Origin of the sequence: Shewanella sp. NFH-SH190041 (assembly GCF_024363255.1) — a bacterium.
Lineage (GTDB): Bacteria > Pseudomonadota > Gammaproteobacteria > Enterobacterales > Shewanellaceae > Shewanella.
Window position 1 is genome coordinate 1,380,262 of the sequence record NZ_AP026070.1, and the last position, 19,438, is coordinate 1,399,699.

Annotated in this window: 18 protein-coding genes; 16 read left to right on the forward strand and 2 right to left on the reverse strand. The window is 49.9% G+C overall.

Going from position 1 to position 19,438, the window contains the following annotated elements:
* Nucleotides 1-405: 405 nt before the first annotated feature.
* From pseB to NFHSH190041_RS06145, 15 genes are all read left to right on the forward strand, one after another.
* Nucleotides 406-1,401, forward strand: a complete 996-nt coding sequence (pseB, locus tag NFHSH190041_RS06070; protein WP_261924376.1) for a UDP-N-acetylglucosamine 4,6-dehydratase (inverting) — start codon at nt 406-408, stop codon at nt 1,399-1,401.
* A complete protein-coding gene (gene pseC / locus NFHSH190041_RS06075; RefSeq protein ID WP_261924377.1) occupies nt 1,398-2,546 on the forward strand; it encodes a UDP-4-amino-4,6-dideoxy-N-acetyl-beta-L-altrosamine transaminase in 1,149 nt (382 codons plus the stop codon). The genes pseB and pseC overlap by 4 nt, the downstream gene beginning before the upstream one ends.
* Entirely contained in the window at nt 2,543-3,247 is a 705-nt protein-coding gene (pseF, locus tag NFHSH190041_RS06080; protein WP_261924378.1) for a pseudaminic acid cytidylyltransferase, read from the forward strand. Before pseC ends, pseF begins: the two co-directional genes overlap by 4 nt.
* Nucleotides 3,244-4,293 (forward strand): UDP-2,4-diacetamido-2,4,6-trideoxy-beta-L-altropyranose hydrolase, encoded by a 1,050-nt coding sequence (gene pseG, locus NFHSH190041_RS06085; RefSeq protein WP_261924379.1) that lies wholly within the window; start codon nt 3,244-3,246, stop codon nt 4,291-4,293. The genes pseF and pseG overlap by 4 nt, the downstream gene beginning before the upstream one ends.
* The gene (pseI, locus tag NFHSH190041_RS06090) at nt 4,294-5,343 is read left to right on the forward strand and encodes a pseudaminic acid synthase (protein WP_261924380.1); all 1,050 of its coding nucleotides are present in this window, start codon (nt 4,294-4,296) and stop codon (nt 5,341-5,343) included.
* Entirely contained in the window at nt 5,328-5,975 is a 648-nt protein-coding gene (locus NFHSH190041_RS06095) for a GNAT family N-acetyltransferase (protein ID WP_261924381.1), read from the forward strand. Before pseI ends, NFHSH190041_RS06095 begins: the two co-directional genes overlap by 16 nt.
* On the forward strand, nt 5,972-6,202 hold the full coding sequence (locus tag NFHSH190041_RS06100; RefSeq protein ID WP_261924382.1) for an acyl carrier protein: 231 nt from the start codon (nt 5,972-5,974) through the stop codon (nt 6,200-6,202). Before NFHSH190041_RS06095 ends, NFHSH190041_RS06100 begins: the two co-directional genes overlap by 4 nt.
* Entirely contained in the window at nt 6,202-6,951 is a 750-nt protein-coding gene (locus NFHSH190041_RS06105; protein ID WP_261924383.1) for an SDR family NAD(P)-dependent oxidoreductase, read from the forward strand. Before NFHSH190041_RS06100 ends, NFHSH190041_RS06105 begins: the two co-directional genes overlap by 1 nt.
* Nucleotides 6,948-8,492 carry an AMP-binding protein gene (locus tag NFHSH190041_RS06110; RefSeq protein WP_261924384.1) on the forward strand — a complete coding sequence of 515 codons (1,545 nt, stop codon included), beginning with the start codon at nt 6,948-6,950 and terminating at the stop codon, nt 8,490-8,492. Before NFHSH190041_RS06105 ends, NFHSH190041_RS06110 begins: the two co-directional genes overlap by 4 nt.
* 18 nt (nt 8,493-8,510) lie before the next feature.
* The gene (locus NFHSH190041_RS06115) at nt 8,511-9,665 is read left to right on the forward strand and encodes an acyl-protein synthetase (RefSeq protein WP_261924385.1); all 1,155 of its coding nucleotides are present in this window, start codon (nt 8,511-8,513) and stop codon (nt 9,663-9,665) included.
* Complete coding sequence (locus NFHSH190041_RS06120) at nt 9,644-11,089, forward strand: acyl-CoA reductase (protein ID WP_261924386.1); 1,446 nt, start codon at nt 9,644-9,646, stop codon at nt 11,087-11,089. Before NFHSH190041_RS06115 ends, NFHSH190041_RS06120 begins: the two co-directional genes overlap by 22 nt.
* A 338-nt stretch (nt 11,090-11,427) precedes the next feature.
* On the forward strand, nt 11,428-12,423 hold the full coding sequence (locus tag NFHSH190041_RS06130) for a LicD family protein (protein ID WP_261924387.1): 996 nt from the start codon (nt 11,428-11,430) through the stop codon (nt 12,421-12,423).
* 85 nt (nt 12,424-12,508) lie between these two features.
* Nucleotides 12,509-13,267 (forward strand): class I SAM-dependent methyltransferase, encoded by a 759-nt coding sequence (locus tag NFHSH190041_RS06135; RefSeq protein ID WP_261924388.1) that lies wholly within the window; start codon nt 12,509-12,511, stop codon nt 13,265-13,267.
* Nucleotides 13,264-13,860 carry an HAD-IB family phosphatase gene (locus NFHSH190041_RS06140; RefSeq protein ID WP_261924389.1) on the forward strand — a complete coding sequence of 199 codons (597 nt, stop codon included), beginning with the start codon at nt 13,264-13,266 and terminating at the stop codon, nt 13,858-13,860. The genes NFHSH190041_RS06135 and NFHSH190041_RS06140 overlap by 4 nt, the downstream gene beginning before the upstream one ends.
* Entirely contained in the window at nt 13,836-14,573 is a 738-nt protein-coding gene (locus tag NFHSH190041_RS06145; RefSeq protein ID WP_261924390.1) for an NTP transferase domain-containing protein, read from the forward strand. The genes NFHSH190041_RS06140 and NFHSH190041_RS06145 overlap by 25 nt, the downstream gene beginning before the upstream one ends.
* A gap of 93 nt (nt 14,574-14,666) precedes the next feature.
* Here NFHSH190041_RS06145 and NFHSH190041_RS06150 read toward each other — a convergent pair whose 3' ends face one another.
* Nucleotides 14,667-16,163 (reverse strand): aldehyde dehydrogenase family protein, encoded by a 1,497-nt coding sequence (locus tag NFHSH190041_RS06150; RefSeq protein WP_261924391.1) that lies wholly within the window; start codon nt 16,161-16,163, stop codon nt 14,667-14,669.
* 465 nt (nt 16,164-16,628) lie between these two features.
* On the opposite strand from NFHSH190041_RS06150, the gene NFHSH190041_RS06155 reads away from it, so the two are divergent.
* A complete protein-coding gene (locus NFHSH190041_RS06155) occupies nt 16,629-17,726 on the forward strand; it encodes an ISAs1 family transposase (protein WP_261923720.1) in 1,098 nt (365 codons plus the stop codon).
* Nucleotides 17,727-17,833: 107 nt separating this feature from the next.
* On the opposite strand, the gene NFHSH190041_RS06160 is transcribed toward NFHSH190041_RS06155, so the two are convergent.
* The gene (locus NFHSH190041_RS06160) at nt 17,834-18,208 is read right to left on the reverse strand and encodes a hypothetical protein (RefSeq protein WP_261924392.1); all 375 of its coding nucleotides are present in this window, start codon (nt 18,206-18,208) and stop codon (nt 17,834-17,836) included.
* Between the last annotated feature and the right edge of the window lie 1,230 nt (nt 18,209-19,438).

Genomic DNA, 19,438 nt, shown 5'->3' on the forward strand with positions numbered 1-19,438 from the left:
CTTTATGATGACGCTGTAAATGATATCAATGTGACTGCTGTCAGTCGCAGAAATAACGGGCTTGGCCAGCATAGGATTATTTCTGCCTTAGTTTCTGCTTAAGTTTGCGGGTAAATTACTATCTGGTTGATGCATCCCAATCAGAACACCGTCATATATTACTGCGCAGTTTTATCATCCCTGAACTTATCCTCAACCATGCTAGATAAATAACGTTAGATAAATTAATTCCATCTATTCATAGCATTATAGGCAATGATTTTTTGCCTGTGGGGGATGTCATGCAAAAGAATTAATATCGCTTTTCCGCGCTATCAAAACCGGCTCTATGGCTTGGCACGCACTATGCTTCGATTTGTTGACCGAAACATTTTTGACAGTCAACTGATAAATGGGTGGCGCAATATGTTTGATGATAAATCGATTTTAATTACCGGCGGAACAGGATCATTTGGGCATAAATATACTCAGGTTTTGCTGCAGAAATATCATCCTAAACGGGTCATTATTTTCTCCCGTGATGAATTAAAGCAATTTGAAATGCAGCAGAAATTCAATGCGCCCTGTATGCGGTATTTTATCGGTGATGTCCGGGATGGTGAGCGGTTATTGCAGGCATTTTCCGGAGTAGATTATGTCATCCATGCGGCGGCCATCAAACAGGTGCCAGCCGCGGAATATAATCCGATGGAATGCATTAAAACCAATATTAATGGGGCGGAAAATGTGATCCGCGCAGCCATTGCCAATAAGGTGCAAAAGGTGATTGCGCTGTCCACGGATAAAGCGGCTAATCCGATTAATCTGTATGGTGCCACCAAACTGGCATCCGATAAGTTGTTTGTTGCCGCCAATAATATGGTGGGACCTGGGCAGACCCGCTTTGCCGCTGTGCGCTATGGCAATGTTGTCGGCAGCCGGGGCAGTGTGGTGCCGTTTTTCCAGTCCTTGATTGCCAATGGGGCGGAAAGCCTGCCGATTACCCATCCTGAGATGACCCGTTTTTGGATCACCTTGCAACAGGGGGTGGACTTTGTGCTGAAAAATTTTGCCAGGATGCAAGGCGGTGAGATTTTTATCCCTAAGATCCCCTCGGTCAAAATTATCGAGCTTGCCAAGGCTTATGCTCCTTCTCTTCGCCATGAGGTTATCGGGATCCGCCCCGGGGAAAAAATGCATGAGATCATGTGCCCGGCAGATGATGCTCACCACACCATTGAGTTTGATGATCATTTTGTTATTACCCCCAGTATCCGCTTTTTTGGGCGGGAAACGGATTTTTATACCAATGCGTTGGGTGAACAAGGCCGGCCAGTCGCTGAAGGCTTTGAATATCACTCCGGCACTAACCCTGAGTTTCTCAGTGACCATGAAATGCGCCAGCAGGAGTCCGGATTATGATCCCTTATGGCCGCCAGAGTATCAGCCAAGGTGATATTGATGCGGTCACCCGAGTGCTGAACTCACCCTGGTTGACGCAAGGACCTGTGGTGCCGCAATTTGAAACCAGTGTCGCCGCGGCCTGTGGCGCTGAATATGCAGTGGCTTGCAATAGTGCCACCAGCGCGTTGCATCTGGCCTGTTTAGCCCTGGGTGTTGGTCCGGGGGACTGGGTTTGGACTTCTCCTATCACCTTTGTGGCGTCAGCTAACTGTGGCCTGTATTGCGGTGCACAGGTGGATTTTGTCGATGTGGATCCGGCCAGTGGCAATCTGTGTCCCTTAGCATTAGCAGATAAGCTGGTGGAGGCGGCAAAAACCGGCACCTTGCCCAAGGTGATTATTGCGGTGCATTTGTGCGGTCATAGCTGTGATATGCAGGCGCTGGCTCACTTGACCCGACGGTACGGTATCTCCCTGATTGAAGATGCTAGTCATGGCATTGGCGGGCACTATAAGCAGCAGGCGATTGGCAGTTGTTATTACAGCGATATTACCGTGTTCAGTTTTCATCCTGTGAAAATTATCACGGCCGCGGAAGGCGGCATGGCGACCACCAATAATGCCGCGCTGGCAAAAACCATGTCACAGCTGCGCAGCCACGGTATCACAAAGCTTTCTGATGAGATGAACCGTCCAGATGAAGGGGATTGGTATTACGAGCAGCAGGCACTGGGGTTTAACTACCGCATGACTGAATTACAAGGCGCTTTAGGGCTGAGTCAGTTAGAACGGTTGACGGAATTTGTCCAGCAACGCAACGCGCTGGCTGAGGTTTACCATCAGCGTTTGTCCCAGTTACCACTGCAGTGGGTTGACCCTTTGGCAGGCAGTGTCAGTGCCCGCCATCTGCAGATGTTACGGCTTGATGATCCCACGTTGCGCCGTGCACTGTTTGACCGACTGAGGGGGCAGGATATTCAGGTTCATGTACATTATTATCCTGTCTATTTGCAACCTTACTATCAGCAACTGGGGTTTATGCCGGGCCATTGCCCCAACAGTGAAGATTTTTATCGTCGTATTCTGACCTTACCCTTGTTTCCTGATATGACAACCAGTCAACAAAACTGGGTTTGTGAAGCATTGGAGGCGGCACTGATATGACGCTTGCCATTATTCCTGCCCGCGGGGGCAGCCAACGCATTGCCAATAAAAATATCCGCGCTTTTCTGGGACGGCCGCTGCTGGCTTACAGCATTGATGCGGCTTGGAAGTGCGGCTTGTTTGAGCGAGTGATTGTCAGTACCGACAGTGACGAGATCGCTGCCATCGCTCGTGATTGGGGGGCAGAGGTGCCGTTTATGCGTCCGGCGGCATTGGCTGATGGCATGACAGGTACAACTGCGGTAATGCGCCATGCCTTGAGTGTCTTGGCCCAAACCGGGCCGTTACCATCATTAAGCTGCTGTCTATATGCCACGGCACCCTTGTTGCAAATTGCCGATTTACGGCTGGCTGGTTTACAGCTGCAGGCTGCGCCAGAGGTCGATTTTATCTTTGCTGCGACGGAATACGATTTTGCCGTACAGCGGGGATTGATCACAGATGAACAAGGAGGCGTCCAGCCAAGAGAGGCTGAGTTTATTGGTTGCCGCTCGCAGGATTTGCCACAGGTTTATCATGATGCAGGACAATTTTATTGGGGCCGCAGCCGGGCATTTTTGGCTGATGATGCTGCTGTTTTTGGCCCGGCATCCAGGCTCTACCTGCTGCCCAGGCGTCACGTGGTCGATATTGATACTGAAGCGGATTGGCAAGAGGCTGAGATCCGCGCTCAGATACTCAGACAACAGGGGGTGATGTGAATCTGGTTTTCAGGGTTGATGCCGGCATGCATACCGGGCATGGCCATGTAATGCGCTGCCTGACATTAGCTGGTGCCATGCAGCAGCGGGGTATTCCGGCGCGACATATTACCTTTTTATGCCGGGCACTGCCGGGGCATGCTGGTGACACTATTGCCGCCGCCGGTTACCGGGTGATCTGGTTAGCACAGGGCATTGATGATGAAGCGCTAGATGCCGCTGCATCCTGCCAGGCTTGGACCAATTTCAGCCAGGCAAAAATGGATTTACTGGTGGTGGATAATTATCGGCTTGGGCGAGAGTACTGTCGTGCCATGCGCCGCTGTAGCCGGTATCTGATGGTGATTGATGATTTAGCCGATCGGGATCATGACTGTGATCTGTTGCTGGATCAAAATCTGCTGCCGGGATTTCGTCAGCGTTACCTCAACCGGGTTCCCACTTCAACCCAATTACTGCTTGGGCCGGAATATCTTTTGCTGCGCCCGGAATTTGATCAGTGCCAGACGCTGCCCCGCGACAGTATTTTAGTCAGCTTTGGTGGCGGCGATACTCTGGCGTTGTCATGCCTTGCCGCGCGGGCCTTTCAGCGGCTTAATCCTCCCGATTTGACCTTGAATGTGGTTGTCGGTGGCGCGGCCGGACTGGATATCGGCAATGCCAAGCAGGTGTTTGCTCCGGACCCGCGCATTGTCTGGCATCACAACTGCCGCAATATGGCGCAGTTAATGTCCCGGGCGGTGATGGCTGTCGGTGCGGGTGGCACCAGCCATTGGGAGCGGCTCAGTATGGCGCTGCCTGCACTGGTCACTGTGGTGGCGGATAACCAGAAACAGACCACAGAATTACTGGCCAGGCAGGGTATGTGCGTCAGTCTGGGGGGCGTGGAGTCTGTTTCAGAAGCCGCCCTGGCCGATGCCATGGGGGCATTGCTGGCTGACCGGGCTAGTCGTGAAGCCATGGCCGAGCGAGCCAAGGCGATGATGCCAGCCAGACCCGGACGAGACCGGGTCGCTGGCGCCATGATGAGTTTACTGGGGGGATAAATGCAGCCATTTTCCATTGCTGGCCACCACGTCGGGCCAGAACATCCGGTACTGGTGATCGCTGAGTTGTCCGGTAATCATCATCAAAGTTTGGCGACGGCAAAAGCCATGATCAAAGCCGCGGCTGATGCCGGGGTACAGGCGATTAAGTTGCAGACTTACACCCCAGACACCATGACATTGGATATCAACCGGGATGAATTTCTTATCCGGGATGCAGATAACCTGTGGCAGGGAAAAAGCTTGTATCAACTGTATGCTGAAGCCATGACGCCCTGGGAGTGGCATCAGCCCTTATTTGATTATGCCCGCAGTTTAGGTTTACTGGCCTTCAGTACCCCTTTTGATGCTAGCGCCGTAGCGCTACTGGAGTCCCTTGAGGTGCCTTGCTACAAAATTGCTTCATTTGAAAATACCGATCATGCCCTGTTGGCGGCGGTCGCCAGTACCGGGAAGCCTGTGTTGCTGTCAACTGGCATGGCGACAGTGGCTGAGCTGGCGGACAGTGTGGCGGTATTGCGACGCCATGGGTGTGAGCAGTTGCTGCTACTAAAATGCACCAGCCATTATCCGGCAGACCCGGTTGATGCCAATTTGTTGACCTTACCCCATCTTCAATCCCTGTTTAACTGTCCGGTAGGGTTATCCGATCACACCTTAGGAATTGGGGTTGCGGTTGCCGCCGTGGCCCATGGTGCGTGTGTGGTGGAAAAACATTTTGTACTGGATCGCGCAGCTGGTGGCATCGACAGTGAGTTTTCGCTGCAACCGGATGAGTTTGCCACTTTGGTCACAGAAACAGAACGGGCACGACTGGCGTTGGGGGGCATTCGTTATGGCTGCAGTGAGCGGGAACAAGCATCGCGTAAATTCCGCCGCTCTTTGTATATCAGTGCTGATTTACAGCAGGGACAGTTGCTCAGTGCTGACAATGTGCGCGCAGTGCGACCAGGACTGGGGTTGCCGGTGAAATATTTGCCGCAGTTGCTGGGACGGCCGGTGCAGCGTGATGTCTGTGCGGGCACGCCGCTGCAATGGGAGTTGATTTGATTCGCGGGCCAATAAGCGGTCAGGCCGCAGAGAATTTACTGCCCGGACAAAGCTGCGAGGTTGGTGGCATCCGGGTACGCAGTTTTGGCACTGCAGGTGATGGCGTTGGGGGGTATGGCGTGGTGTTGTTGCCAGTCATGGCGCGGGATTTACCCCAACTGCGTCGCTGGCGCAACAGTGATGATATCCGGTTGCAAATGGTGGATACCGGGCATATTGGTGCCCATCAACAAAGGTGTTGGTTTGAACATTGCCGCGAGCAAGGCGGTCAGCGCCATTGGGTACTGCGGGCGCAGCGCCAGCGTGCTGGGTATGTCAATTTGAAATCCCCAGAGCCAGCGGTATTGACAGGTCAAAGCCGGGTGGATACCGGATTGTATGTGGCGCCTTCTGCGGTGCGCCATCCTATGCTGGCGTTATCTGCGGCCTTGTGTCAGTTAGATTATGCCTTTGAGCTGCAGGGAGTACAGTCGGTTTGCACTCAAGTGCGGCAGGATAATCATGCTGCATTGGGGCTGGATCAGTATCTGGGGTATCGGCAGGTTGGCCGCAGTGACGGTTTCATCCGCTTGGAGCTCAGTGATGAAAATTACCGGGTGGCAAGGGACAGATTGAGGAGATTTTATCGATGAAAACACTGGAGCAGATTTTTGCTGTTGCCCTCGGGCTGGATGAGCAGCAGATCCATGATGATTTGGGCTATAACACCATTGCCCAGTGGGACAGTGTGGCCCATATGGGGTTGGTGGCCATGTTGGAAGATCACTTCGGGGTACTGCTCAGTGCCAATGACATTATTGATATGAGCTCAGTGGCTCAGGCGCGGACAATTCTGCGTCGCAACGGCGCGCAACTCTAGTGTTGTTTAATCCGTCGCTGGACGGTAAACAGATCCTGCTCACCGGGGCGACAGGCGGCATTGGTCGGGCTATCGCCCGTACGCTGGCCTCGCTGGGGGCCGGGCTATGGCTCAACGGCCGGGATGAGCAAGCCCTATTGGGGGTGGCCGATGAGCTGGCTGCAGAGTTTAGTCTCAGTCCCAAAATCGTGGCGTTTGATGTTACGGATGCCAATGCGGTGCAGGTGGGGTTCAGTCAGATTTTTTCCCAAGGCGGGCTTGATGTACTGATTAATAATGCCGGCGTTATGTTGCCATCATTGCTGGGCATGGTGCGGGATGATGAGTTAGAGCAAACATTTGCCTGTAACAGTTTTGCTGTGCTGCATTGTTGTCAGTATGCCGCCAGATTAATGCAACGCCGAGGCGGTGGCTGCATTATCAATATGACCTCAGTGCTGGCCGCCAAAGGGGCTGCGGGGCAGAGTGTGTATGCGGGTAGCAAAGCGGCAGTGTGCGGTTTTACCAAGTCGCTGGCTAAGGAGCTAGCCGGCGATAATATCCGCGTTAATGCGGTAGCGCCGGGCATGATAGCAACGCCCATGTTAGAGGCGCTTTCCAGTGAAGTGTATCAACAAACCCTGGATGGGATTGCTTTGGGGCGCATTGGTCAGCCAGACGATGTGGCTGCACTGGTGGCGTTTTTGGTATCCGATCTGGCTGGTTATATCACGGGGCAGGTTATTGATATTGATGGAGGCATGTTGTGACGCAGGCGTTTATCAATAACAGGTTACTGGCCGCATTTTGCCCGGATAATCGGGCGCCTTTTTGGTGGGATAAGCAATCTGGCTGGCTCAGCTACGCCACGGCTGCGGCTGAAATCACGGCATTGCAGCAGCATTATACTAAGCCGCGACAACTGATCTATTTCCCCTTTGCCAATAGTCGGGCTCATGTGCTGCAGTATTTGGCGGCGCTGGGGACAGGCCAAGTGCTGATGTTAGCCGACCCGGCATGGTCTGTATCTCAACATCAGCAAAATTGCACCCGCTTTGCCGTGGATGCCTGGGTGGATGATACCGGCCAATTACAATATGGCCGTTATGGCTGCGAGGGAGAGTTACCGGATAAGGCGGGGGCTGAACAAGATGCGATCCATAACCAGTCCTTAGCTAGTGCTGCTATTGTAGCCGGTTCAACGCAACAAAATGTTGCTAAGCAAGCTTGTGACGAACACGCTCAGACCCATGCGCCACTACACCCGCAGTTGACCCTATTATTGCCCACCTCAGGCAGTACTGGCAGTCATAAGTGGGTGCGGTTATCGGCTGCGAATATAACCAGTAATGCTGAGGCCATTGCCGCTTATCTGACCTTAACCGCTGCGGATCGCGCCATTACTTCACTGCCTTTTTTCTATGCCTATGGCTTGTCGGTATTACACAGTCAGCTAATTGTTGGTGGGGCGATGGTGCATTGCCGGGCAACTATGCTGCAGCCAGCGTTCTGGCAATGTATGCGACAACATAATGTCTCCCATTTGGCCGGGGTACCATTTTCATTTCAAATGATGCTACGCGCCGGGTTTGAGCGGGCCGATTATCCCGCACTGCGGGTGCTGACGCAGGCTGGTGGCAGATTGGTTCCTGAATTAGTGCGTCATTTTGCCACTGAAGCACTGCAACTGCAGCAGCGCTTTTTTGTGATGTACGGTCAGACAGAGGCTGCGCCGCGTATGGCTTGGCTGGCGGAGCATGAAGCGGTGGATTACCCCGATGCCATTGGCCGCGCGCTGGCGGGTGGGGTGTTTATTTTGCGTGCTCTCGGTGCAGCTGACCATGGGGTTGATGATGTGGCCGATGATCTTAGCCGGGGGGAGCTTGTTTACCGAGGCCCTAATGTGATGATGGGCTATGCCAACGACAGAGCGATGCTGGCTCGTGGTAATGATTGTTCAGAGTTACTTACTGGGGATTTAGCGCGGCGGGATGGCCAAGGGCGTTATTACCTTTGTGGGCGAATAAGCCGTTTTATCAAACTTTACGGTCGGCGCATTAATTTGGTGGATGTGGAAGCCTTTTTACACCGGGAGGGGCACACTAGTGCATGCCTTGCCAATGACGAGTTACTGGAGGTTGCATTGGAGGCTCCGGCCGTGTTGGCCCAGGTGCAAAAAAGCCTTTGCCGTTGGTTATCTTTGCCTCCAGGTGCGGTTCGTTTACATCAACTGACCGCATTGCCTCGTACCGCCAGTATGAAGGTGGATTATCCCGCGTTAACCCGGCAGTTAAGCCGCGGTGCATCTTAGGGGAGGGCAGACAGCACTATGTCACAGTCACCCCAGAGTGTAGCGCCAATGATAACCTCAACGACGCCAGCTGATACTGACTCTACAGATGATATTGAGTCATCTTGGTCTATGCCTGATGCATTTGGGCTTGGTCAGCAGGATAAAGCTGCGCGGCTATTAGCGCGACTTAACCGCCTGACGGTACACCATGCCAACAATTGCCCTCCTTACCGGCAATTGTTGCAAGCATTTACGCTGTCACCATCCAACACGGGCTACCAGTCGAGCAATGATTACAGTCAATTGCCTTATGTGGCATCTGGACTATTTAAAGCCGTAAGGTTACTCAGTGTTGCCGAAGCCGATGTGCTGCGGGTAATGCGCTCTTCAGGTACGGGGGGGCAGGCATCACAGATAATACTCGACCGACAGACAGCTGCGGCTCAGAGCCAAGCATTGGTGACAATAATGCAGTCATTTCTAGGGCCGGATCGTTTGCCTATGCTGCTATTTGAGCCCCCGGGATATGTCCATAGTCATGGCCGTTTCAGTGCCCGTGGTGCAGGCGTGCTGGGTATGGGGCTATTGGGGCGAGATCATCATTATGCGCTTAATGAGGATATGAGTCTGAACTGGGCGGTGATCAATCGTTTTACCGATCGCTATGCCGGGCAAAGAACGCTGCTTTTTGGCCTCACTTTTGTTATCTGGCAGCAGGTTTTGCAAGTTTTAGCCAATCAACCGCGAACGTTAGCACTGGATGGCGGCATTTTAGTGCATGGCGGCGGCTGGAAAAAACTGCAGCATCAGGCGGTGGACAATCAGGCATTTAATCAGGTGTGTGCTGAACAGCTCGGTATCACCCAGGTGCATAACTATTACGGCATGATGGAGCAGGCAGGCTCAGTGTTTGTTAGCTGTGCCCAAGGGCATTTTCATGCGCCGCTGTGCAGTGATGTACTGGTGCGTCATCCCATTACTTTGATGCCACAGCCTGAGGGGGAAGCTGGGCTGCTACAGGTGCTGTCAGCCTTGCCGCTGAGCTACCCGGGACACAGTATTTTGACTGAGGACTTAGGGATATTACTGGGAGAGGATGATTGTCCCTGTGGCAGGCGCGGGCGTTATTTTACTGTGCTGGGACGGCAACAGGGTTCGGAGGTGAAAGGATGCAGCGATACATTTTCTTAGCCGCTAGCGATAGTCAACCTGTGGGGTATGGTGTGATGGCTGCTTGGGCACCAAATGATCTGCCAAATGTTGAACCGGGTGTTAAGCCTAGGAGTGAACTGGATTTTAAGCTTGAAGGCGGAGCACGCTTAGACCAAAACTTCAGTTTGCATAAGCGTCAGAGCCAGAGCCAGAAGCAGAGCCAAGATAAGCCGCTTTATGAATCTGTTGATGAAGACATTGCCGCGCCACATGATTGGCAGCAAGTCCCCGAGGTTGAACAGGTCTTGCCCGGCACAGACTGGCAAGATTTTACCCCTTCACCATTGCCTGCCTTTGCACCTGAGATCCTGAGTTTTCTGGCGCATTTGTCCCAGCGATTAATACAGGCCGGTACACAACAGCCGGATTTGGCGGCATTGGGGTTTTTATTGCGTCCAGCACAGTTAGCTGCTCAGCAGCAACGCCTTGGAAATAATCATGCTCTTGGCTTGGTATTTCACTTGGTGCCTTCCAATGTGCCGGTAGTGGCATTTTATTCTTGGGCGATTGCACTGTTGCTGGGCAATGCCAATGTGGTGCGTTTGTCCTCCAAGCGTAGTGAGACACAACAGCAGATCCTAGCCATAGTGCAGCAACTACTGACGCAGCGCCGTTGGCAGGATATTGCCCGGCGTAACCGTTTTATCCGCTATCGTCACTCAGATGATAGTGCGAATGACAGCACAACTAGTCACGATGAAGTGACCGCGTGGTTTAGTGCCCGCTGCCGCTTACGGGTGATTTGGGGCGGTGATAATACGGTTGGTGCGGTGCGGGCAGTGCCCTTAGCCCCCCGTGCAGCTGAACTGGTGTTTGCCGATCGGCAATCAATCGCTGTGTTAGATAGCCGTTGGTTACGCTTGTGTTGTTCGGCGCAGTTAGCTGCCATCGCGGCCGGTTTACAACAAGATTGCTGTCGCTTCAATCAGCAAGCTTGTTCATCCCCCACCGGATTTATCTGGTTGGGGCAGCCAGAGCCTGAGCTACGTAAACAATTATTGCAGATGATTTTTGCTCCCTTTGCTCACGATGCAGCCGCAGTGATGCAGCGTTTAGTCGGCTTGCAGCAGTATTTATGTTTATCTGCTGCACCTATTCATGTAGAGCAGTTGGCTGGGGTCAATATTGTTCAGCCGGGTAATGGGCCGTTATTACAGCATGCTGGTGGCGGGGTAATTGCCGAGTGGGTACTTGATGATGCCCAGTGCCTCTTGGATATGCCGTGGGATATACAGACTTGTGTATTAGCCGGGGATGCATCATTACGCCAATTGCTATTGGCGCAGTGTGGAAGGTTGCAGTTGGATAGGGTGGTTCGGCCGGGACAGGCGTTGGCACTGGACTGGTATTGGGATGGCATGGATTTACCCGCCCGGTTCAGCCGCAGTGCCAGACAAGGGTAAGGCTCTAGGGTCTGCTGACGTTTCGTGATTGAATTTTGTTCGAGATAAAAGCGTTTTAATCGCGGCGAGTGGTTTGCCGCCTAGTTATTCTAAGCAAGAACCGCTCAACAAAGAGTAAAACGCTTTTAGCTGAACCCATCGGGCAGCGTTTGAGGCTCCTTTCTACTGCGTTATCGGCTTATCAGGTAGCGCACTAGCAAAGCCTCTGCCTTGTATAAAGAATCCTCAAATCGCTGCAAAAACAAACTTGAAAGGTCAACAGACCCTAGCAAGAAAGAGCAGTATTTTTCATCTGGCCCAAACCGGAATGAGTGCCAAAACGACAGGAGTGAAACACAGTGCAAGGGAGTGCAAAACAGACCCGTTTGGAGAGCTTGGCCGCTGTCGGACCGGGGCAGAGTCACCCGCAACAGTATGTCCTGTTTGGATGTGGCAGTGGCGGGAAAACGGCCTTAGCTCGATTACAACGCGAAGGGGTGGCGGTCACAGCTCTATGTGATAACGATGCATCCCTGTGGGGACAGGAATATCAAGGCTTGCCGATTATGGCGCCGGCGGTATTACTTGGTAGTGAAACAGCCATTGCCAGCACCGCTGTGCCGACTTTAGTGGCAGGCCGGCACATTCACTGGCTGATTGCCAGTGGTTATTCCCCGGCGATAGTGCAGCAGTTACAGCAGGCCGGCGTGTCAACTGATGCTATCTGCGTCTTACCTCAGCATTATTTAAAGTCATTTAATTTTTCCTATGCGCCGGCACGGATGCTGGCCGAAAACTTGCTTCTGTCTTGCTGTCACTATTTTGACCGACAACAACTGATGTATTGGCTGGATTTTGGCACCTTGCTGGGATTGGTGCGAGATGGGGAGCTGATCCCTTGGGATTCAGATTTGGACTGTGCTATGCCCAAAGAGGATTTTGACCGTTTGTGTCAGCAGTTGCCTAAGTTGACAGCAGTTTTATCCCGGGCGTTAGGGCGGGAGGTTACCGCTCGACTGATTGATGGGCAATTTGTGGCTCCCAGTCGGGTGCTGTTGACGGTGACATTGGTGGAGGCTGAATTGAATATGGATATTTTTTGTCGGGTATTTCCAAAAGATAAGGATGCTTTACCTACGACAATCGCCTTAGAAGATACCGCTGATACTGATTGTGAAATCGAAATAATGTCCCGGCGGGTACCGGCTCAGGCCGCGTTTTTTCACCATGCCGAGCCGCTCTATTGGCGGGGCAGGCGTTTACACATCCCCGCCGGATTTGAACCGTACCTGAGCCATGTTTATGGACCTGATTGGCGTGTAGCGAACCGTAACTGGACCTTGCATACCCAGTAAGACAGTGGAGCCAGCTGCGAGTAGTGCTGGCATAACAAGCGCTGAGCCAAATCGCGCATTGATAATGTGAAGACGGAGACCCCTTATGACTCGATTACTGGTGGATGCACAGGACAGCCGACACAGTCTGGATAAAGCGGCAGTACGGCAGTTTTTTGATATCCGCGCCAATAAAGCCGCCACCCTGGGGTTAGACCGGGCGGTGATTTATCAGGATAAACATCCTGAGTTAGCCCAAGCGCGGGATAAGGCGGAAAAGCAGCGTCTAAGACCATATTTGGCCCTGGCCGCGGATGACAGAGTACTGGATATCGGCTGCGGTACTGGCCGCTGGGCTGATGAAGTGCTACCCCAATGCGGGACATATCTTGGGGTGGATATCTGTGATGGTTTTATCCAGTTGGCGCGGGAGCGATTTGCCCATTGTAGCCATGCCTGTTTTTGCCAACTGGGGGCGGAAGATGTCGGTTTATTACCGGCAGGGCCTGAAGAGCAATTCCAGTTAGTGCTGTCCATGGGGGTGATGATTTACCTCAATGATGCGGAGCTGCAGCGGTATTTAGATGGCTTATGTCGTTTAGTCGCGCCGGGCGGGCGGGTTATTTTCCGTGAGCCGGTCGGGCTAGATAAGAAGCTGGTACTGAGTGAGCATTATTCAGCTGAAATGGGTCAGGATTATCACGCTATTTACCGCACTGAGGCTGAATTGCAGCAGTATTTTGTCGCATCACTGGCTCGCTGCGGTTTTCGCTGCCGTGCCAGCGGCAATATGTTTGATGACAAGCTGAATAACCGTCAAGAAACCGGGCAGCAATTCTATCTGTTTGTACGGGAAGGCGCATGAAAACGGCATTTTGCTTTGACTTAGATGGCACTGTCACCACCACGGAAATTTTGCCCTGTATCGCCTCTGAGTTGGATATTGCCGAGGAGATGGCGGTACTCACCCAAGCCACCATGGATGGACTGATTGATTTTCGGGCATCATTTCGGCTGCGGGTGAGGCTGCTTGCCACAATTGCTCCGGGGCGGGTGCGGGATATTGTTGCTCAGGTGCCACTGGATCCTCATATCAGTGATTTTATCCGTCGCCGGACTGACTGTTTTGTGGTGTCGGGCAATCTGGCGCAGTGGATCAGCCCGATTATTGAGCAGTTGGATTGTGGCAGTTTTGCATCTCAAGCCGGAGATGGTGAAGGCGGACTGCAGCTTGAACATATCCTGGATAAGGGCGCAGCGCTTGATTGTTTGCGGCAACAGGGATTTGAACGCATTGTGGCGGTGGGGGATGGCATGAATGATTGCGCCATGTTTGACCGGGCTGACATCGCCATCGCCTATGGTGGCGTGCATGCTCCGGTTGCGGGGTTAACCGCGCGGGCCGATTATCTGGTAAATAACGGGAGGAAGCTGTGTCAATTGTTACAAATGCTGTAATAGCAGCCGCAGGTATGGGCTCGCGCATTGGGCTGGGAATGCCCAAGTGTATGATTGAAATCCAAGGGGTTACCTTACTGAGCCGGATGTTAGCTGCTCTGGTTGGGCAGGTCGAGCATGTTTTCCTGGTGGTGGGATATCGGGAAAATCTGGTGGCTGAATATTGTCGCCGCCATCATCCTGAGGTGATTTTGGTGCGTAATCCTGATTTTGCCACTACCAATACCGCCGCCAGTTATGGCATCGCGGCACGCTATTTACAGGGTAAGACACTGTTTATTGACGGCGATTTAATTGTTAATCCGGCATCATTGGCAGCTTTTCTACAGCAGGCTGAGGATTGCCCACTGCTGGTGGGGATCACCCCGGCCAGTTCAGATAATGCCGTGCTGGTGAGTCACCAAGGCGATACGATCACCGGCTTTACGGCGCAGCAGGGTGAGTCGGCGGCATATGAATGGGCCAATTTATTTGTTGGTGATGGGCGGGTATTTGAGTCTGCTGACGGTTTTGTTTACGAGTCGCTCAATGCCTTTTTGCCTGCGCGCTGCGCGGCGGTGGAATTATGTGAAATTGATACTCAGGCTGACTATCAGCGGGCTTGTGCTTTTGTGCAGACCCTAGATTATTGGCAGCATCAGCAAACGATTGCCAACAGTCCAGTAGCATCAAGAGAGAAAGATGGTATTACGTCAGATGTGAGTTGTATCTGAATTTTGGGGCGAGATTTGAGGAAGATAATACGCTCGTATTATAAAGCCGGACAGTATTGAGTCCGGCTTTTTTGTGGCTATAGGGCGATAGCGTTAGAACATGCCAGTTGTGGTATCGGTATAAGAAGAGATGATGTTTTTGGTATGGCGGTAAGCATTTAGCATCATCATATGGGTTTCACGACCGAATCCGGATTTTTTGTAACCGCCGAAAGAAGCATGGGCTGGGTACATATGGTAGCAGTTGACCCATACCCGGCCAGCTTCAATACCGCGGGATACACGGTGAACCTGGTGAACATCACGGGACCAGACACCGGAGCCCAGTCCGTACATGGTGTCATTGGCGATTTCCAGTGCCTCAGCCTCATCTTTAAAGGTGGTCACAGCCAGTACCGGGCCAAAGATCTCTTCTTGGAAGATACGCATCTTATTGTGGCCTTTGAAGATGGTGGGTTGGATATAGAAACCATCTGGGAAGGTCTGGTTATCATAAGCGGCGCCACCAATCAGGCACTGTGCGCCTTCTTCTTTACCAATAGCGATGTATTTCAGAATTTTTTCTTTCTGATCAATCGAGCATTGCGCGCCCATTTTGGTAGCGGGATCCAGAGGGTTTTCTTCTGTAATAGCTTTGACCCGTTCCAGCACCCGTTCCATAAAGGGCTCATAAATGGACTCTTGGATCAGCGCCCGAGATGGGCAACTGCAAACTTCACCTGAGTTAAAGGCGAACATTACTAACCCTTCGATAGCCTTGTCAAAGAAGGCATCGTCGGCAGACATAATAGATTCAAAGAAGATATTAGGGGACTTGCCACCCAATTCCATAGTTGATGGGATCAGGGTTTCAGCTGCATAACGCAAAATAGTCTGGCCAGTGGTGGTTTCACCGGTGAAGCTGACTTTGGCAATGCCAGGGTGAGTGACCAGATATTGGCCCAGTTTAGCCCCTGAGCCATTGACGATATTTACCACGCCTTTAGGCAAAATATCGGCAATGGTCTGCATCAGTAAAAGTACAGACATGGGAGTCGCACGGGCAGGTTTCAGAACCACACAGTTACCGACTGCAATGGCAGGCGCGATTTTCCATGCGGCCATTAACAGTGGGAAGTTCCAAGGAATGATCTGGGCAATTACCCCCAGTGGCTCATGGATTTCTTGGGTGACAGTATTGGCATCTAGATCGGCAATATTGCCAGATTCTGCCCGGATCACAGAGGCAAAATAGCGGAAGTGGTCAACCACTAAAGGCAGATCGGCATGCAGGGTTTCTCGGACAGCTTTACCATTATCCAAGGTTTCGGCCACCGCCAGCGCTTCAAGATTTTTTTCAATGGCATCAGCGATGTGGTTGAGCATGGCGCTTCGTTCAGCGACTGAGGTGTGTTTGAAGTTTTCAAACGCTTCCTGGGCTTTGCTGACGGCCATATCGATATCGGCTTCGCTGGAATAAGGTACACGGGTTAAGAATTTGCCATCGACCGGGGAGTAATTATCAAAATATTCATTATTTAGTGGGGCAACCCACTCTCCGCCGATAAAGTTTTCAAATTGTGTCTGATACTCGGGTCTGGTAAAAATCATTTTTACACTCCTTAACTGGTTTCAGAAAAAACACAAAAGAGACTGATAAAAAGCTTCAAGAGTGTTGCGTTTCTATTGTGGTAAAAATGTGATCTTAATCAGATTTAATCATTAAATTTTGCGATGGCAATAATTTGTAAATTCGATAAATTCTTGCTAGGAAGTGGTTCTTCTGTTCCGTATTACTCTCTATGTATAGAGGTATAACAGCAGAATAAACTGATGCGAGGTTGATTGTTACTATTTAGCTAAACATTAGTATAAATAATAAATCATTTACCCGTGAATAGTGCTGATTTGTGTAGTGGTGATGGATTTGCAGTTATCCAATAGTAGTTTAAATGTCATCTATTAAGATGGGGTAGGTATTGAGATAATAAGAGGGTTATTACCGAAGCAGGGCGGGATCGCACTTTATTAAAAAATATGATCAAATAGCGGCGTCTTTTATTATTGGTCATTGCTATGGACTTGTTTGAACACCTCTCCGTCGTTACCGAAACACGCTCTGACATTAATCGTCGGCACGATCTTATTGATGTCATCTTTCTTGTTATTAGTGCCATTGCCTCAGGAGCTGAGGGTTGGCGCGATATTCAAGAGTTTGGGGACAATAAAATTGATTGGTTAAAGCAGTACCGTTTGTATGAATCAGGTGTTCCCCGCCGGCACACGATTGCGCGCATCTTGCGCGCTATTGAAGTCGAATCACTGCTGTTAGCCCTATTAAGCTGGGCCAATGAGCATCGTTACCATTCTGGTAAGCCACTGATTGCACTGGATGGCAAGGTACTTCGAGGGGCTTATCGTAATAACCCCAAGCAAGCATTGCAGCTTGTTACTGCATACGACTGTGAGAACGGACTCGTTCTCAGCCAGCGGCCGACAGCCAATAAAAACGGTGAAATCAAAGTTGTACGACAGATGCTCAAAGTCCTTGATATCAAAGGTGCCGTCATCACTATGGATGCACTCCATTGCCAGCGTGAAACGCTTGAGTTAATCAGCAGTAAGAAAGCTCATGTCGTTGTTCAAGTTAAGAAAAATCAACCTCTACTGCATAAATTTATTCGTTCTCAATTCCAAACTCTGTGTGATGCCAATAAGGAAAAGGTCATTACTGAAGTTATTCAGCAAGCTCATGGGCGTACAGAAGCACGTTACGTCTTTCAGTTAAAGGCTAAGCTCACCCCGGAGTTAATAGAGAAATGGCCGACCATCCGCAGTTTCATTGCGGTGGAGCGCCATCGTACTCAAGATGGTAAAACCTCAATCGATACCAGCTTCTACGTCAGCTCTTTATCACCAAAACATAAGCTTTTAGGACACTATATTCGTCAACACTGGCGTATTGAAAATAGTCAACATTACATCCTTGATGTTGTTTTTAAAGAGGATGCTTCGCGCATTGCAATGGGTGATGCCGTTGAAAATATGGCGCTATTTCGCCGGTTTGTGATGAACCTGTTGCAGCAGTGCCATTGTGATGCACCAAGCCAACGAAATAAGATAAAAAAGGCGGGCTGGAATGATGATTATCGTTCAAAGGTCTTCTTTGGATAAAAAGTCATCGAAGTATGCTCTCGCCCTGATTACCGAAGCTAACTATGAATTGGCGATGGTCACAATCGTTACTTCTTATGGTCACTCCGGTAATAGAGGGGGATTAATTATAGTTCTGGCGTCATAGTCATTATGCCCAAACGTTTTTTACCCATATGAATCGTACAACGAGTTTCTAGGAACATACCAGGTTTAGCGCATTCCAAAGTGACTAATTGATCTTGATAGATCCCCTGTAATTGGCCAGATTCATCTTTATGAAGAGGTCCTTTTAAAACAATTTCATCATTGATATACAGGGTGACATCATTTTTAACCTCAGTAGAGAAAATGCCTGGGGTATAGTGTTTTTCAATGCGAGCACTGACGTGATAACTGTCCAAGACCTTGGTATTATTACCATAATCAACTTTGTAGTTATAAGCTGATGCACAGCTGGATAATAAAACTACAGAAGATAATAGTGTGATAGTTTTTTTCATTCGATCATTCTCAATGGTGCTTTGTTAGTCAATCACGGGGTGATGTGATGTTATCGATTATTTAGTGATTATCGTGTTATTAAGGTAAGGTTTAGATGCTTGCGTAACCTAATATCACAATTTGTTGGATAAATAAGCGCTATAACTAGAAGTGGGCTTGATAAGATTATATCAACAACACAAAATAATATTTTCAGTAATCTAAATAAGTTAGCATATTTTTTAATTTTCGTCAGTAGCTTAATTTATTCAGATTTGAGTTTTATGAAAATGAATAATGAGTATCAAATAGCGTCGTTATTTTCTCTCTGCATATGTTAACTATTCCTGCTAATTATTTTATTGAATATTAATCTATTAGTGTAAAAATGTTTTGACGATGGCGAAAAGGATTTTACTATCATCATGCGTCGTTGATAAAAAACGCAATTTAAAACTCGGTCTTATCAAGCTGTACTAAAGGCGATTTGTTGTAGATTAGGCTATTTTAAGCTGAATATGGGCTAATGTAGATAGGCAATAAAGCCTGAGATGTATAAAAATGCTGCTGTAAAATTAGGGATGGAAAGTATCTGGTATGTCGTCAAAAGATAGGCTTCAGTGTTCATTCTTTATTTGCTAACTTGTCGCGACTAACTAAATTAACGATGAAGAGATTATGGTCGTTGCTGTGATGATTCATTGAGGGCTGAATTGGGTATGACCAAGCTGATTATTGCTGCTTTTTTCAAAAAGCTTGGGTTCGTTTTTTTATTTGCCGTTTTTTTGCTTAGATAAGCTGACTGAATCCTTAATAGCGTATATCACTTATCTCAAATTACTTAATGTGATTTGCATTTCACCGCCTTATTCGCTAATAGCTTTGCGCGCTATTCCTACTATCAACCAAGTTAAGTTATTTCCGTTAGTATCAATCTTCAAAGATCGATAGGCATGTTTGTCTCTTGCGCGTTGCCAACAGTTGTAGACGAGTTATCTCACGTTAGCAGTCTGTTTGTTTTATGGTCAAACAGGATAAATAAAAACCGGACTAATTCTCAATTGCGACATCTGCCAGCTAGTGTGATTTTTTAATGTGATCAAGATAACGTTTTTGCGGTGAATAAATGCTTGAGTCACTAAAAACCGGAGCTGGATCAATGTTTGTTGAGCCGTCACTTATATAGTGAGCCGCGAATTGTATCAATTATTATCAATTCACCCTTGATTATTCCTTAATCGACACTGCCA

Coding starts and splice junctions, on each gene's coding strand:
- NFHSH190041_RS06120 (WP_261924386.1), top strand. CDS start 9,644: ATGCAGCGATACATTTTCTTAGCCGCTAGCGATAGTCAACCTGTGGGG.
- NFHSH190041_RS06150 (WP_261924391.1), bottom strand. CDS start 16,163: ATGATTTTTACCAGACCCGAGTATCAGACACAATTTGAAAACTTTATC.
- pseF (WP_261924378.1), top strand. CDS start 2,543: ATGACGCTTGCCATTATTCCTGCCCGCGGGGGCAGCCAACGCATTGCC.
- NFHSH190041_RS06095 (WP_261924381.1), top strand. CDS start 5,328: ATGGGAGTTGATTTGATTCGCGGGCCAATAAGCGGTCAGGCCGCAGAG.
- NFHSH190041_RS06140 (WP_261924389.1), top strand. CDS start 13,264: ATGAAAACGGCATTTTGCTTTGACTTAGATGGCACTGTCACCACCACG.
- NFHSH190041_RS06135 (WP_261924388.1), top strand. CDS start 12,509: ATGACTCGATTACTGGTGGATGCACAGGACAGCCGACACAGTCTGGAT.
- NFHSH190041_RS06100 (WP_261924382.1), top strand. CDS start 5,972: ATGAAAACACTGGAGCAGATTTTTGCTGTTGCCCTCGGGCTGGATGAG.
- pseI (WP_261924380.1), top strand. CDS start 4,294: ATGCAGCCATTTTCCATTGCTGGCCACCACGTCGGGCCAGAACATCCG.
- NFHSH190041_RS06115 (WP_261924385.1), top strand. CDS start 8,511: ATGTCACAGTCACCCCAGAGTGTAGCGCCAATGATAACCTCAACGACG.
- NFHSH190041_RS06160 (WP_261924392.1), bottom strand. CDS start 18,208: ATGAAAAAAACTATCACACTATTATCTTCTGTAGTTTTATTATCCAGC.
- pseB (WP_261924376.1), top strand. CDS start 406: ATGTTTGATGATAAATCGATTTTAATTACCGGCGGAACAGGATCATTT.
- pseC (WP_261924377.1), top strand. CDS start 1,398: ATGATCCCTTATGGCCGCCAGAGTATCAGCCAAGGTGATATTGATGCG.
- NFHSH190041_RS06155 (WP_261923720.1), top strand. CDS start 16,629: ATGGACTTGTTTGAACACCTCTCCGTCGTTACCGAAACACGCTCTGAC.